The following is a 14,005-nucleotide window of genomic DNA, read 5'->3' on the forward strand; positions in this document are numbered from 1 at the left end:
ACACTGGTCGGACTATGCGCTTCATCATCCGCGTCATCGTCAACGCGTTCGCCATCTGGGTCGTCACGCTGATCCCCGCCCTGCAGGTCACCATCCGGGCGTTCCCCCCGGGCGAGACGCTGCAGCTGGTCCTGACCCTGCTCGCGGTGGCGGCGATCTTCGCGCTCGTCAACACGATCATCGGCACCGTGGTGAAGATCGTCGCGTTCCCGCTCTACATCATCACGTTCGGACTGATCGGCTTCCTGATCAACGGCTTCCTGCTGTGGCTGACGGCCTGGATCACGAGCGGCTTCGGCTGGGGGCTCTCGGTCGGCTCGTTCTGGTGGGGCGTGCTGGCGGCGCTCATCATCTCGATCATCAACGGCATCTTCGGGTTCATCCTCCGCCCGCAGAACAAGCGCTCCCGCCGCGACTGATCAACGCCCTGTGTCGACGCGCAGCGGGCTGATCTCCGAGAGGCAGCCGAAGTCGTGATCCTGGTGCAGGAGCACCACGTCGCGCCTGATCGCGACGGCCGCGATCAGGCAGTGGACCATGCTGCGGATCGGGTGACCGTTGACAGCCGAGGCACGGTAGAGGTCGGCGGCATCCCGGAAGTCGTTCATCGGGTCCAGTGGCACCAGACGCAGGCCGTTCGCGAGCGCCTCGACCCTCGACCGCTCTCCGGGAGTGCGTGCGCCGGCCAACAGCTCCATGATCACGGGCTCCGTGATCGCCAGTTCCGCGTCGGCCACGATCAGCGCGTCCAGCCGTTCCACGACGGGCGAGTCGTCGCCCCGGAGATAGGCGATCCATGCGGATGAGTCGACGAGGATCACTCGCGCCCCCATGGCGCCGGCGGGTCGTCACGCATCGCGTCGAGGTCGCCGCTCCATCCCGAGCCGCGGAGTCCCCGCAGGAAGTCCTGGGTGAGCGGGACGCCGACCAGGCGGCGCAGGGCGAGCTCGACGGCCTCCTTCTTCGTGGAGAGGTCGTAGCGCCGCATGACCTCACGCACGAGATCGTCGTCGATGTCGATATTGGTGCGGGCCATACACCAACGGTACACCTCTGCTACACCTGTCGGCGGGGTCACGGCGTCCGCTCCGCGCGAAACTCGGTGCGCTCGACCCGGACGGCGTCGGCGAGCTCGGCCCAGTACACATCAAGCGCCTCGGCGCGCGGGTCGTCGGACGCATCGACCAGCGCCGCGGTCTCGCGATAGCTCTCCAGCCCGTGCGTCCCGAGCGTCAGATCCTGGAAGCCGTCGTGCGGGTCCCCGACGCGGCTGGCCGTGAAGCTGAATGGTGATCCCGTGCCCTCGGCGGAGCCCCCGGCCGCGAGCGCCGAGACCACGTCGTCGCTGTGCCGGAGCTGGATGAGGGTCTGGTCGTCGGTGAGGGTCGGCTCCTGCGGACTCCCCGCCGTGATCTGCATCGCCACGTCGACGTCTCCCTCCATGGCGAGCCGTGCGGCGATCATCCCGCCCTGCGAATGCGCGACCACGTCCACCCGGTCGCCGGCCCGCACGCCGGCCGCGGCGAGCGCGTCCAGCGTCGCCCGGTACGACGCCGACCGGCGCCCCTGGTAGAGCTCGGTGTTCGACTTCATGTCCCACGGTTCCGCGCCGCCAGCCCGCCACGGCGCGGACTCCTGCGTCCCCTTCACATAGGCCACGTACCGGCTCTCGCCGCCCGGCATCGTGTACTTCTCCACCGCGACCTGCGCCCTGCCGGACGGCATCCGCCCCAGTGCCCCGGAGAGGCTCTTCGGTCCGTGGCTCGGGGTCGACGTCGCGACGGCGGTCACGCGGACGGGATCGCCGGCACCCTGCAGCGGTCTTCCGGGCAGCACCTTGCCCAGCCCCGTGCCGAGTCCGATGAGGGCGCCGCTCAGGAACAGCGGCGGGAGCACGCCCGCGAGGTCGTACTGATCCCCCAGTCCGTCGAAGCGTCGTTCCTCCCATCCCGCCACCAGCCGGTCCGCCATCGTGCCGACCCGCTCGTCCTGGCGCAGGAGCCGCTCGAGACGGGCCTGCGCGGCCGCCGCGGCGGCCTCGTCCGTGAGGGCGAGCGCCTTCGCCCGCGCCCGCAGCTCGACCACCTCGTAGGCGTCCGCCATCACGAGGGTCCCGGTGGCCGCGTTCTCGAGCTCATCGCCCAGCTCTCCCAGCCGATCGCGGCTCCGGCGCAGCGCCCCGACGTCGATCTGCGGACAGGCCGCCGGCTCGGCCGAGATCAGCGCCGACGCGCGGCCGAGGGACTCCCGCGCGGTGCGATACAGCCCCGCGGCCTGTGCGATCCTGCGACCGATCTCCCGCAGCTGCGCGGTGTCGACGGCGATCGCTCCGCCGTGATCGACACGCAGCTCTCCGGACGGCGGCGCTCCGCGGAACGCCGGCACCCCCCCGCTCATCCGCCCAGCTCCCACTCGCGCACGGCGAGCTCGCCGACCTCGGCGCCGGTGTCGTCGCGCAGACGCGAGAGCAGTTCCTGCAGCGCGCGGAAGCCGTCGGACTCCCACGCCGCATCCGCTGCGAGCGCGACGAGTTCGGCCCCCGCATCCTCCATCAGGGTGATCGCCTCGGCGAGCTCGCGGCGGACCGCGATCGGGACCCACTGCTCGGCGGAGGCGACGGGCTGCGCGTGCGCGAAGGTGTACATCGCTCCAGCATCCGAGAGCGGCGGTGCACCGTCGGGCGCCTCCCGCGCGAACGGTGCACAGCCCGGGAGCTGCTCGGGGCGTGCAGGACGACTCCCGCTGGGCAGGAGCGCCGAGGGCGGGCAGAATGGATCTGTGACATCCCCGGATCCCTTCCGCGTGATCTTCGTCTGCACGGGGAACATCTGCCGCTCTCCCATGGCAGAGGTGGTCTTCCGCGACCTCGCCGAGCGGCAGGGGCTCGGGCCGCGCATCGTCTCGCGCAGCGCCGGGACCGGCGACTGGCACCTCGGCGAGCGCGCCGATCACCGGACGATCGACTCGCTGGCCCGCCGTGGATACGACGGCAGCCAGCATCGCGCGCGGCAGTTCACGGCATCGTCGTTCGCGGAGAACGACCTCGTCGTGGCCCTCGACCGGACGCACGAGCGCATCCTCCGCGAGTGGGCACGCGATGAGGACGAGGAGGGCAAGGTCACGCTCCTGCTCGCGTTCGATCCGAACGCGTCCTCCCACGATGTGCCCGACCCGTACTACGCGGGCGCCGACATGTTCGATTCGGTGCTCGGTATGATCGAGACGGCGACTCGCGGCCTGTTCCGCCAGCTCGAACCCGCACTGCGCCAGCCCCGCACGCCCCGGACCTTCGGGGCCTCATCAGGAGGACTCCCCTGACTTTCCAGCCCTCGCTCCCGCCCCAGCCCCTGAGCCCCTTGGACGGTCGCTACCGCGGCGCCGTCACCGGACTCGCCGACTTCCTCTCCGAAGCGGGCCTGAACCGCGCCAGGGTCGAGGTCGAGGTGGAGTGGCTGATCGCCCTCACCGACCGCTCGCTGTTCGAGACCTCGCCGCTGTCCGACGACGAGAAGGAGCGCCTGCGCGCGCTGTACCGCGACTTCGGTCAGGCCGAGATCGACTGGCTCGCCGAGAAGGAGGCCGTCACGCAGCACGACGTCAAGGCGATCGAGTACCTCGTGCGCGACCGGCTCGCGACGCTCGGACTCGACCGCATCGCCGAGCTGACGCACTTCGCCGCGACGAGCGAGGACATCAACTCCGCCTCCTACGCCCTCACCGTCAAGCGTGCGGTGGAGGAGGTCTGGCTTCCGGCCCTCGACACCGTGATCGCGAAGCTGCGCGAGCTCGCGGCGGAGCACGCCGACGCCGCGATGCTCTCCCGTACGCACGGCCAGCCCGCGACGCCCACCACCATGGGCAAGGAGCTCGCGGTGTTCGCGTGGCGCCTCGAGCGCGTGCGCGCCCAGATCGCGGGATCCGAGTACCTCGCGAAGTTCTCCGGCGCGACGGGCACCTGGTCCGCTCACCTCGCGGCCGACCCCGACGCCGACTGGCCGACCATCGCGCGCGAGTACATCGAGGGGCTGGGGCTCGGCTTCAACATCCTCACCACCCAGATCGAGTCGCACGACTGGCAGGTCGAGCTCTACGACCGCGTGCGTCACGCGGGCGGCATCCTGCACAACCTCGCCACCGACATCTGGACGTACATCTCGCTCGGCTACTTCGCCCAGATCCCGGTCGCCGGGGCCACCGGCTCGTCGACGATGCCGCACAAGATCAACCCGATCCGCTTCGAGAACGCCGAGGCCAACCTCGAGATCTCGAGCGCCCTGCTCGCCTCCCTCGGCCAGACCCTCGTCACCAGCCGCCTGCAGCGCGACCTCACCGACTCCACCACGCAGCGCAACATCGGCGTCGCGTTCGGGCACTCGCTGCTCGCACTGGACAACCTGCGCCGCGGCCTGAACGCGATCTCGCTGTCGCGCGACGTGCTGCTCGCCGACCTCGACGTGAACTGGGAGGTGCTGGCCGAGGCGATCCAGACGGTCATCCGCGCCGAGGTCGTCGCCGGACGTTCCTCGATCACCGACCCGTACGCGCTCCTCAAGGAGCTCACCCGCGGACACCGGGTCGGTGCCGCCGACCTCGCCGCGTTCGTGCAGGGCCTCGAGATCGGCGACGCCGCCAAGCAGCGCCTACTGTCGCTGACCCCCGCGACGTACACCGGCATCGCGGAACGCCTCGCCCGCTGACCCCCGCGTGAGCGCGCGGCTCGGCGTCGAGTGCACGGCTTGCTGTCGAGCGCACGGCTTGTCCACGCGCGGTTCCCGTGCGCTCGGCGAGTTCCCGTGCACTCGACGCGGCTGAGCCTGCAAACCGGACGAGCTACGGAGCGGACTCGCCGGAGTGCTCCTCGACCCTGTCCTTCGGCATGAACGACGCTGCCAGGAGCGTGAGGACGGCGGTCACGGCGACCGCGACGAACACCCAGAACGAGGCGTGCGTGATCGTGGCCGGATCGTCGGGGCCCGCACCCCGGGCGATGACGGCGTTCGAGATCGCGCCGAAGATCGCGACGCCCACAGCGCTTCCCGCCGACCGGGCGAAGGCGTTCATCCCCGTCACGGCACCGCGCTCCCCCCAGCCGACCGAGGCCTGGGCGGCGATGAGGGTGGGCGCAGCGCTCCACCCGAGTCCGAAGCCCAGGAGGAACGCGATGCCGGCCACCACGAACGGGTTCGGCCAGGAGGCGACGGCGGCGAGCGCGATGGCCGCGACCGTGGTGATGCTCATGCCGATCAGGGTCGTGCGACGGAAGCCGATGCGCAGGTACAGGCGTCCGGCGTTCGCGGCGGCGAGCGGCCAGCCGAGGGTCAGGGCCGCGACTGCGAGACCCGACAGCAGCGGAGCGATGCCGATGGATCCCTCGAGGTAGGCCGGGGCGAAGCTCGTCACCCCGAGCATCAGCGCACCGATGCCGAGCGACACGATCGTGGTCGTGAGGATGAGCCGCCGGGTCACGAGCCGCAGGTCGACGATCGGCTCGGCGACGCGGCGCTCCACGAACCCGAAGGCCAGCAGCGCGAGCACGCCGATCCCGAAGCAGAGCGCGCTCTGGGCGGACAGCCACGCCCAGGCGTTCCCGCCCTCCAGCATGCCGAGGATGAGCGCCGTGAGCCCGATGGTGAGCAGCACCGCTCCGCCGTAGTCGATGCTGTGCTTCTGGGTCTGCTTCTGCTCGGTGTAGGTGCGCAGCAGCATCCATCCGGCGATCAGACACAACGGGATGTTGATCCAGAAGATCCACCGCCAGGCGTCGAGCTGGGCGAAGATGCCGCCGAGCGCGGGGCCCACGACCGAGGAGATGGCCCAGACGCTCGCGACGTATCCCTGCACCTTGGCGCGTTCGGCGACCGTGTAGATGTCGCCGACGATGGTCATCGACATCGGCGCGACGGCACCGGCACCGATGCCCTGGATGATGCGGAACACGATCAGCGCGGGCATGCTCCAGGCGAACCCGCAGAGGATGGACCCGAGCAGGAACAGGGCGATGCCGAGCAGGATGATCGGCTTGCGGCCCACGGTGTCCGCGAACCGGGAGTAGATGGGCACGCTCACGGCCTGCGCCAGGAGGTACACCGAGAACAGCCACGGGAACTGCTGGTAGCTGCCGAGGTCGCGGACGATGCTCGGGACCGCCGTCGCCAGGATCGTGGCATCGATCGCGATGAGTCCGGTGGCGAGCATGAGCGCGCCGAGGATGGGTCCGCGCTCGGAGCGGAGTCCGATGGAGGCGCGGTCGACGGAGGCAGTCACTCCAGGGTCAAGCCCAGGACGCGCGCGTCTATTCCGAGCGACGAGGGCGACCCGGCGCGTCGGAGTCGGGCTCGTCGGCGTCGCCCTCGGCGTCGAACAGCACAGGGCGGTCGATCGTCTTGGTCACGTCGGCGGGATCGACGGCGAGCATCAGCATCGCGAGGATCAGCAGCGTGGCGATGAACGCGCCGCCGCCGACGACGAGACCCAGTGCGAACGGGGTGAGCCCGTCGTAGGTGCCGTTCGCGATCGCCGTGTTCACGCGCGCCGTGAATGCGCCCGTCGAGACGAGGGTGACGACCATGGCGAAGACGCCGCAGCCGAGCGCGATGCCGAGCAGGTGCAGGGGACGCAGGATGTCCCGACGGGTGGGCTTCTCGTCGCTCATCGCTCTCCTCCGTGCTCCGCAGGCGCAGCACTGTGATCCGGGTCGGACGCCACGGCGTCGGCATCCACCCGCTTCGGGGTCAGTCCGGCGATCCCGAGGAAGACCGCGACGATGGCCGCGTATCCGCCGAACATGCCGACTCCCAGGATGATGCCGGACAGCAGGAACGTCCCTGCCTTCTCGATCGTGTACTCCTGCAGGAAGCCGGCCGGGATCAACAGCAGCACGACGGCGAGCAGGATGCCGAGCGCACCGACGGTGATCGCGTCCCGCGCCAGGAGGTCGCCTGTGCGGCGTGCACGGATCCCGGCGAGCAGCTCGATGCCGCCGCTGATCAGCGCCCATCCGGAGACGACGATGAAGAACAGGTCATCCGAGCGCCAGGCCGGGATCCCGCTCGCCATTCCGGCGACGACGCCGACAGCGGCGAGGAGGATCGAGGACCAGCGCGAGCCGGCCGGCAGCACCAGCCACGCCGCCAGCACGTGCGCGAGCGCCGAGACGAAGACGAATCCGCTGAAGACCGACAGCCCCACGGCGGCGGAGTGGTCGGACGAGAACGTGATCATGAGCGCGGCGATCGCCGCGAACAGAGCGCGCAGCAATTGCACGTGGCGCATGGTGAATGCGCGAGCAGGGGCAGACATGACGGTCCAGAGTCCTCCGGGAAGTTCCTCCCAGTCTACGCGGGGCCGCGACGGCGAAGAGCCGGAGCCGCGGGCGGGAGGATTCGTGAAGCCCGGCGGATCTCCCCAGATCGATTGCCGGGCTTCACGACATACGCAGCAAGGGGGGCATCACTGCGTCAGGCCGGTCGATCGCAGGGACGGGCACCCTCCCCGCGAAGACGGCCATGTGACCCCACATGCTCACCCGGTCCCCTGAGGTACGCGCGTGCGGTCTTATGCTGATTTTAGGGCGGTGTGCTTCACATACCGGACGGGGGCTGTGATGAGTTACGAGCACGATGCACGCAGACCCGGGTCGGAGGCCTTCGCCGCAGCGCTGCGGGACGCCGTCAACGCCAGGGATGTGACCCTGTCCTGGCTGCAGCGGCAGCTCAAAGCCCGGGGCAATCGGGTCTCGATGGCGACGCTCAGCTACTGGCGCTCGGGCGCCCGCCGCCCGGAGGGCGCCCAGTCGATGGCGGCGCTGGCGGACATCGAACAGCTCCTGGAACTCGCGGACGGCGCGCTGACCCGACTGCTGCGCTCGACCAACCGCACCGGACCCCTCGGTCCCAATCAGTTCCCGCTCGACGAGGAGGAACTGGAGCGCGCCGTCATCGAGGCGTTCCGCGCGCTCGGCGCCCCCTACCCCGACACGTCCCGCGAGCTCACCACGCATTCGGTGACGGATGTCGGCCCCGACGGCAACGTCTTCTTCACCATCACGCGCAGCATCGTGCAGTCCACCGTCGGCACCATCACCTCGATCCCGTTCCTGGAGATCAACCCGGGCGTCCCGACACCGCCCCCGCTGCTGAGCGCCGTGTCCGGCGGGCGCATCGCCGCGCGGTACTCGCATCCGGACGGGGAGGTGCACGGCGCGCTGTTCGAACTCGACCGACCGCTGACGGCGCCGGACACCGCGGTCGTCGAGTGGTCGGTGGAGTATCCGCCGGACTATCCGGCGACCCGCGACACCGGGCACGCACTGGCCCAGAAGTGCCGGGAGCTGCTGGTGTGGACCCGCTTCCACCCCGATGCGGTGCCCGACTGGTGCGAGGAGCATGTGGAGACACCCGAAGGGATCACGATCACCCCGATCGAGCTCACCGGCGGCACGTCGGTGCACCTCGTGCGGCGGGCTTTCGGCCCCGGCGCCCTGGGGCTGCACTGGGGGTACGGCCCGCGCGAGTGACGGAAGCTCAGCCGGGCTGTTCGCCGGTCGCGACCGGCCGGCCGGGGGTGTTCGACCACTGGCTCCACGACCCGGGGAACACCTTCGCCTCGATGCCGACCTCGTGCAGCACGAGCGCCGTGTGGGCGGCCGTCACCCCGGAGCCGCAGTACGCCGCGACGGGCGTCCCCGGCGTCACCCCTGCCGCCGCGAGGGTTCCGAGCACCGTCTCGCGGTCGAGTATCCGGCCGTCGGCGTCGAGGTGCAGCATGGACGGGAGGTTGCGGGCACCGGGGATGTGCCCGGCCACGGGATCGAGGGGCTCCGTCTCCCCGCGGTAGCGCTCCGGAGCGCGCACGTCGAGCAGCACGCCGGTCTCCGGGAAGGCCGCCGCCTCGTCGATCGACAGCGCGTCCGCGCCGATCTCCTCGAGCACGACGTCACCCGGCTCCGGGGACACCTCATCGGTCGCGACCTCGAACCCGGCGGCCTTCCATCCTCGGAGTCCGCCGTCGAGCACCCGCACGTCCACGCCCGCCTGACGCAGCAGCCACCACGCCCGCGCCGCAGCCAGGCCCTTGGCGTCGTCGTATGCGACCACCGTGTCCCCGGTGCGCAGACCCCATCGCCGCGCTGCCGCCTGCAGCGTGGCCGTCGAGGGGAGCGGATGCCGCCCCTGCGACGGCTCGCCGTGCGTCGAGAGCTCTGTGTCGAGCGAGGCGAACACCGCCCCGGGGATGTGCCCGGTCCGGTAGTCCGCGTGTCCCGCTTCCGGCCGGTCCAGCCGCCAGCGCACGTCGATCACGCGCACCGGGGCCCCCTCGTCCAGCAGGTCCTTCAGCTCGACGGCACTCACGAAGTCGCTCATGATGCGAGGCTACCGACTCGCACGCGACCGCCGACGCCGACCTGTCTTCTCCCGTCACGTTCGGGGTGCGCAGCCGACTAGGCTCGATCCGGCAGCGCGAGGAAAGGGGCGACATGGCCTCGCTTCGTTGGATGCGCCTGCGCCCGCAGGAGGCCGCCCTCCTCGCGATCACCGCCGTCTGGGGAAGCACGTTCCTCCTGGTGCACTGGGCGATGCAGCACTCCGGTCCGTGGTTCTTCGTCGGTATCCGCTTCCTCGTGGCCGGGGCGATCAGCGTGGTGATCTTCCGACGCGTGCTGCGCGGCATCCGCTGGCGGGACATCGGCGCGGGTGTCGCGATCGGCGTGATGATCTACCTCGGCTACGGCCTGCAGACGCTGGGGCTGCAGACGATCGACAGCAGCACCTCCGCGTTCATCACCGCGATGTACGTCCCCCTGGTGCCACTCGCGCAGTGGGCGGTGTTCCGCCGTCGCCCTCCGGTCATGGCCTTCGTCGGCGCCGGTCTCGCCTTCGTGGGGCTGCTGCTGATCGCCGGCCCTGACGCGTTCGCGCTCTCGCTGGGCGCGGGCGAGATCGCCACGATGATCAGCACCCTCCCGATCGCCGCCGAGATCATCCTGATCAGCGTCTTCGCCGGACGGATCGATCTCGGCCGCATCACCGTCATCCAACTGCTCACCGCAGGTGTGCTGGGGCTGCTGACGATGCCCGTGGTCGGCGAGGGCGTTCCGGAGTTCTCGTGGATCTGGGTCGGCTGTGCGGTGGGGCTGGGAGCGGCGAGCTGCCTCATCCAGCTGACGATGAACTGGGCGCAGAAGTCGGTCTCTCCGACGCGGGCGACCGTGATCTATGCGGGCGAGCCGGTCTGGGCGGGCGTCATCGGGCGCATCGCCGGAGAGCGTCTGCCGGCGACGGCGCTGCTCGGCGGCGCGCTCGTCGTGCTCGGCATCCTCGCGAGCGAACTCCGTCTCGTGCGCAAGAGGTCGAGGGATGACGGGAATACTCCGCCGGATCGCGCGTTGCACCCGACATGATTGAAACTTCAACCGTCGTTCCGGTCGCCACGGAACGCACGCGCGTCCGGGTGCCCCTGCGCTTCGGCGACGGCTTCACCACCACGGCCGATGTGGTCACCTTCGACGGGCTCGTCGACGGACGCGAGCACCTGCTGCTCGGACTCGGCGATTGGCGGGGCGCCCTCGAGCGCGCGAACGACGGCGGCGAGGATCCTCTGGTGCGTCCGCACAGCGAGTGCCTCACGGGCGACGTTTTCGGATCCGAGCGCTGCGACTGCGGTCCGCAGCTGCGCGAGGCGGTCGAGCGCATCGCCGAGGACGGCGGGTTCCTGCTCTACCTGCGTCAGGAGGGTCGCGGCATCGGCCTGTACGCGAAGCTCGACGCCTACGCCCTGCAGGATGCCGGCCTCGACACCTACGAGGCGAATGTCGCGCTCGGTCACGGCGAGGACGAGCGCGACTACACGGTCGCGGCACAGATGCTGCGGGCGCTCGGCGTCGACGGCATCCGCCTGCTGAGCAACAACCCCGACAAGGCCGTGCAGCTCGAGACGCTCGGCATCCGCGTGACGGAGCGCGTGCCCACCGAGGTGCACCTCTCTGCGGCCAACACACGGTACCTGGAAGCGAAGCGGGACCACACGGCGCACACGCTCGACCTGTCCGCGGCGTGACACTCGAGGAGGGAACCATGACGGCGGAGCAGCGGCATCCGCGCCGGCTCGACGACACCGAGATGGACACCTGGCTCCCGGTGATCCGGTTCGTGCAGCTGCTGCCCCAGGTGCTCGATCGCACCCTCAAGGAGGAGGTCGGGCTCAATCACGCCCGCTACGCGATCCTGGTCACGCTGGCCGGGCGGGGCGACGGAGCGGTGACGATGACGGAGCTCGCCAGGATCGCCGGGCTGAGCCGGTCGCGGCTGAGCCATGCGCTGGACTCGCTGGAGGAGCGCGGCTGGGTCGAGCGCACCTCCTGCAGCACCGACAAGCGCACCCTGTCCGCCGCGCTCACTCCGGAGGGGCGCGAGATGCTGCGCACCGCCGCGCCCGTGCACGTGGAGCAGGTGCGCGAGCTGGTCCTCGACCCCCTCAGCCCGGAGGAGCGGGAGCAGCTCGCGTCGATCCTCGGCAAGCTGCTGCCCGGCGTGACGGCGGCGCTCTAGGCGTCGCGGTCGTCCGCGGGACCGGCGGATTCCGCCCCTCGGCGTTCTGCTCTGAGCAGAACCGCTCGATCCGGTCGAAGCGCCCGGCCTATCGTGAGGCATGGCCGACATCGTCCCGATCTCCCGCGCACCCCGCCCCGCCCCTCCGCGGCAGAGCGACCCGGAACCGCTCTGGCGCCACCTGCTGGGCGAACAGCTGCGGCGCCGACGGCACGACCGCGAGGAGACGCTCACCGAGACCGCGGAGAAGGCCGGCGTCTCGCCGCAGTACCTCTCCGAGGTCGAGCGCGGCCGCAAGGAGCCCTCGAGCGAGATGATCGCCGCGATCGCCGGGGCCCTGGACACCAGCCTGATCGAGCTCACGAGCGCGGTCGCCGATGAGCTGCGCGCTGCATCGACACCCGCATCCGCGGTCGTGTCCGCCGCGCGCGGCGCCTTCACCCTCGCCGCCTGACCCCCGCCGCACCCCACCGCGCCCCGCGCCCTTGCACGGATGTCGGACGGAAGGACGGGCGTCGGACGAGAACGGCCGCATCCGTCCGACATCCGTCCAACGGCCCGACATCCGTCCGGAATGCGGGCCCGACATCCGTCCGGAATGCGGGCCCGACAACCGTCCGGGGGTCAGGTGCGGGGGCCCAGCACGGTGTCGATCAGGCCGTAGTCGAGGGCGGCGGATGCGGTGAAGACCCGGTCGCGGTCGGTGTCGGCGCGGAGCTCGGCGACCGTGCGACCGCTGTGCCTGGCGAGGATCTCCTCCATGTCGGAGCGCACCCGCACGACCTCGTCCGCCGCCAGGATGAGGTCGGGGATTGCCCCGCGCGACTGTCCCGCCGGCTGATGCAGGACGATGCGCGCGTGGGCGAGGGCCGCACGCTCCCCCGGTGCGCCCGCCGCGACGAGCAACGCGGCGGGACCGATCGCCTGACCGACGCAGGTCGTCGCGACGGCGGGGCGGATGTGCTGCATCGTGTCGTAGATCGCCAGCGCCGCTCCGGGGTCGCCGCCCTCGCTGTTGATGTAGAACTGCACGCCGGATTCCGGACTGTCGGCATCGAGGTGCAGCAGCTGCGCGATCAGCGCGTTCGCGACGCCAGCGTCGATCCCGGTTCCGAGGTAGATGACGCGCTCGGCGAGCAGGTGCGAGTACACGTCCATGACGCGTTCGCCGCGCGGATGCTGCGCGATGACGTTCGGGATCGTGTAGCTGCTCATGCGCCCGCCCCCAGTCCTACTCGTGCCCGTCGTCGCGGCATCACGTCGCCGATCGAGGTGACGATCTCATCGATGAACCCGTACTCCTGCGCCTGCGGGGCGGTGTACCAGCGGTCGTGCAGCGAGTCCTCGAAGATCCGCTCGATCGGCTGTCCCGTGTCGTCGGAGATGAGCCCGAGCACGGTGTCGCGCATGTGCCGCAGGTCGTCGGCCTGACCCTCGATCTCCACGGCCGAACCGCCGATGCCCGCCGAGCCCTGATGCATGAGGATGCGCGCGTGCGGGAGGGCGCGCCGCTTTCCCGGGGCGCCGGCCGAGAGGAGGAACTGCCCTGCGCTGCAGGCGAGTCCGAGGGCCAGCGTCGACACATCGTTCGGGATGAGTCGCATGAGGTCGCGGATCGCCAGCATCGACGGCACGGAGCCGCCAGGAGAGTGGATCCAGAGGGCGATGTCGGCGACGGGGTCCTCGGACGACAGCGTGAGCAGCTGCGTCATCAGCAGCGTGCCGTTGTCGTCGTCGAGCGCGCCGTCGAGCACGAGCACCCGCTCGTGGAACAGCGCACGCCGGGCCTCGGGGCCGAACTGGGGAATGGGGTTGTCTTCGCTCATGCCCCCAGCATCCGCTGTCGTCCGCCGGCCGGGCACGGATTCTGCCGTGGGCGGCTCTGCCGTGAGCGGAGCACCCCCGCGAGCAGCGCGGCATCCGCTCATCTTCGCGAAAACGGGCCGTAACATCGCGGACTCACGCGCGTCCTACGCTCCTGCTCATGGCGAAGCAGAAGGCACCGGCATGGCACTGGTCGGAGGACGGGATCAACTTCCGCACGCGCAAATGGGTGCGGCCGGAGGATCTGAACGCGAACGGATCGCTGTTCGGCGGGAGCCTGCTGAAGTGGATCGACGAAGAGGCGGCGATCTACGCGATCGTGCAGCTCGGCAACTACCGGGCCGTGACCAAGCACATCTCCGAGATCAACTTCGAGGCGTCCGCGGTGCAGGGCGACCTGATCGAGCTCGGTCTCCAGGCCACGCACTTCGGCACCACGTCGCTGACGATGCGGGCGGTGGCGCGCAACATGATCACGCGTCGGCGCATCCTCACGATCGAGAAGATCGTGTTCGTGAGCCTCGACGAATCCGGGAAGCCCACCCCGCACGGGTACAGCGAGATCACCTATGACCGCGACCGGATGCCGACCGAGCGCATCGCGACCGGGACGATCCGGCTGCCCTGACGCCCGC

The 14,005-nt window shown here is 70.5% G+C and carries 19 protein-coding genes; 9 read left to right on the plus strand and 10 right to left on the minus strand.

Annotated elements, in window-relative coordinates; translation table 11 throughout:
- The first annotated feature begins 14 nt into the window (after window positions 1-14).
- A complete protein-coding gene (locus CSX12_RS17690; RefSeq protein ID WP_017203580.1) occupies window positions 15-419 on the plus strand; it encodes a phage holin family protein in 405 nt (134 codons plus the stop codon).
- Here CSX12_RS17690 and CSX12_RS17695 read toward each other — a convergent pair whose 3' ends face one another.
- Genes CSX12_RS17695 through CSX12_RS17710 form a run of 4 tightly spaced genes read right to left on the minus strand, consistent with a single transcriptional unit; the run spans window position 420 to window position 2,645 of the window.
- Window positions 420-821 carry a PIN domain nuclease gene (locus CSX12_RS17695; RefSeq protein WP_164479600.1) on the minus strand — a complete coding sequence of 134 codons (402 nt, stop codon included), beginning with the start codon at window positions 819-821 and terminating at the stop codon, window positions 420-422. It lies immediately after the preceding gene.
- A complete protein-coding gene (locus tag CSX12_RS17700) occupies window positions 818-1,036 on the minus strand; it encodes a type II toxin-antitoxin system VapB family antitoxin (RefSeq protein WP_124896665.1) in 219 nt (72 codons plus the stop codon). The genes CSX12_RS17695 and CSX12_RS17700 overlap by 4 nt, the downstream gene beginning before the upstream one ends.
- Before the next feature lie 38 nt (window positions 1,037-1,074).
- Window positions 1,075-2,397 (minus strand): hypothetical protein, encoded by a 1,323-nt coding sequence (locus tag CSX12_RS17705; RefSeq protein WP_124896666.1) that lies wholly within the window; start codon window positions 2,395-2,397, stop codon window positions 1,075-1,077.
- Window positions 2,394-2,645, minus strand: a complete 252-nt coding sequence (locus CSX12_RS17710) for a hypothetical protein (protein WP_017203585.1) — start codon at window positions 2,643-2,645, stop codon at window positions 2,394-2,396. The genes CSX12_RS17705 and CSX12_RS17710 overlap by 4 nt, the downstream gene beginning before the upstream one ends.
- A gap of 133 nt (window positions 2,646-2,778) precedes the next feature.
- Between CSX12_RS17710 and CSX12_RS17715 the strand changes: the two genes are divergently transcribed.
- Window positions 2,779-3,318, plus strand: coding sequence for a low molecular weight protein-tyrosine-phosphatase (locus tag CSX12_RS17715; RefSeq protein WP_017203586.1), 540 nt, complete (start codon window positions 2,779-2,781; stop codon window positions 3,316-3,318).
- Between the two features lie 38 nt (window positions 3,319-3,356).
- The gene (gene purB, locus CSX12_RS17720) at window positions 3,357-4,697 is read left to right on the plus strand and encodes an adenylosuccinate lyase (protein ID WP_206427109.1); all 1,341 of its coding nucleotides are present in this window, start codon (window positions 3,357-3,359) and stop codon (window positions 4,695-4,697) included.
- A 133-nt stretch (window positions 4,698-4,830) separates the two neighbouring features.
- Here the strand turns inward: purB and CSX12_RS17725 are convergent, their stop codons facing one another.
- Genes CSX12_RS17725 through CSX12_RS17735 form a run of 3 tightly spaced genes read right to left on the minus strand, consistent with a single transcriptional unit; the run spans window position 4,831 to window position 7,299 of the window.
- The gene (locus CSX12_RS17725) at window positions 4,831-6,264 is read right to left on the minus strand and encodes an MFS transporter (RefSeq protein ID WP_124896668.1); all 1,434 of its coding nucleotides are present in this window, start codon (window positions 6,262-6,264) and stop codon (window positions 4,831-4,833) included.
- A 28-nt stretch (window positions 6,265-6,292) separates the two neighbouring features.
- Window positions 6,293-6,652 (minus strand): hypothetical protein, encoded by a 360-nt coding sequence (locus CSX12_RS17730; protein WP_124896669.1) that lies wholly within the window; start codon window positions 6,650-6,652, stop codon window positions 6,293-6,295.
- Window positions 6,649-7,299 (minus strand): hypothetical protein, encoded by a 651-nt coding sequence (locus CSX12_RS17735; protein ID WP_026049902.1) that lies wholly within the window; start codon window positions 7,297-7,299, stop codon window positions 6,649-6,651. Before CSX12_RS17735 ends, CSX12_RS17730 begins: the two co-directional genes overlap by 4 nt.
- A gap of 304 nt (window positions 7,300-7,603) precedes the next feature.
- Here CSX12_RS17735 and CSX12_RS17740 point away from each other — a divergent pair, with 304 nt between their 5' ends.
- Complete coding sequence (locus tag CSX12_RS17740) at window positions 7,604-8,515, plus strand: hypothetical protein (RefSeq protein ID WP_017203591.1); 912 nt, start codon at window positions 7,604-7,606, stop codon at window positions 8,513-8,515.
- A gap of 7 nt (window positions 8,516-8,522) precedes the next feature.
- On the opposite strand, the gene CSX12_RS17745 is transcribed toward CSX12_RS17740, so the two are convergent.
- Window positions 8,523-9,362, minus strand: a complete 840-nt coding sequence (locus CSX12_RS17745; RefSeq protein WP_124896670.1) for a sulfurtransferase — start codon at window positions 9,360-9,362, stop codon at window positions 8,523-8,525.
- Between the two features lie 113 nt (window positions 9,363-9,475).
- On the opposite strand from CSX12_RS17745, the gene CSX12_RS17750 reads away from it, so the two are divergent.
- From CSX12_RS17750 to CSX12_RS17765, 4 genes are all read left to right on the plus strand, one after another.
- Entirely contained in the window at window positions 9,476-10,399 is a 924-nt protein-coding gene (locus CSX12_RS17750) for a DMT family transporter (protein WP_017203593.1), read from the plus strand.
- Entirely contained in the window at window positions 10,396-11,055 is a 660-nt protein-coding gene (ribA, locus tag CSX12_RS17755) for a GTP cyclohydrolase II (protein ID WP_124896671.1), read from the plus strand. Before CSX12_RS17750 ends, ribA begins: the two co-directional genes overlap by 4 nt.
- 17 nt (window positions 11,056-11,072) lie before the next feature.
- Window positions 11,073-11,546: a MarR family transcriptional regulator gene (locus CSX12_RS17760; RefSeq protein WP_124896672.1), complete on the plus strand. Its 474-nt coding sequence runs from the start codon at window positions 11,073-11,075 to the stop codon at window positions 11,544-11,546.
- A gap of 100 nt (window positions 11,547-11,646) precedes the next feature.
- The gene (locus CSX12_RS17765; RefSeq protein ID WP_124896673.1) at window positions 11,647-12,000 is read left to right on the plus strand and encodes a helix-turn-helix transcriptional regulator; all 354 of its coding nucleotides are present in this window, start codon (window positions 11,647-11,649) and stop codon (window positions 11,998-12,000) included.
- A gap of 170 nt (window positions 12,001-12,170) precedes the next feature.
- Here the strand turns inward: CSX12_RS17765 and CSX12_RS17770 are convergent, their stop codons facing one another.
- On the minus strand, window positions 12,171-12,761 hold the full coding sequence (locus CSX12_RS17770; protein ID WP_124896674.1) for an ATP-dependent Clp protease proteolytic subunit: 591 nt from the start codon (window positions 12,759-12,761) through the stop codon (window positions 12,171-12,173).
- A complete protein-coding gene (locus CSX12_RS17775; RefSeq protein ID WP_017203598.1) occupies window positions 12,758-13,372 on the minus strand; it encodes an ATP-dependent Clp protease proteolytic subunit in 615 nt (204 codons plus the stop codon). Before CSX12_RS17775 ends, CSX12_RS17770 begins: the two co-directional genes overlap by 4 nt.
- 158 nt (window positions 13,373-13,530) lie before the next feature.
- Here CSX12_RS17775 and CSX12_RS17780 point away from each other — a divergent pair, with 158 nt between their 5' ends.
- On the plus strand, window positions 13,531-13,998 hold the full coding sequence (locus CSX12_RS17780) for a hotdog domain-containing protein (RefSeq protein ID WP_017203599.1): 468 nt from the start codon (window positions 13,531-13,533) through the stop codon (window positions 13,996-13,998).
- Window positions 13,999-14,005 lie beyond the last annotated feature (7 nt).

Origin of the sequence: Microbacterium sp. Y-01, assembly GCF_003856715.1 — a bacterium.
Taxonomy (GTDB): domain Bacteria; phylum Actinomycetota; class Actinomycetes; order Actinomycetales; family Microbacteriaceae; genus Microbacterium; species Microbacterium algeriense.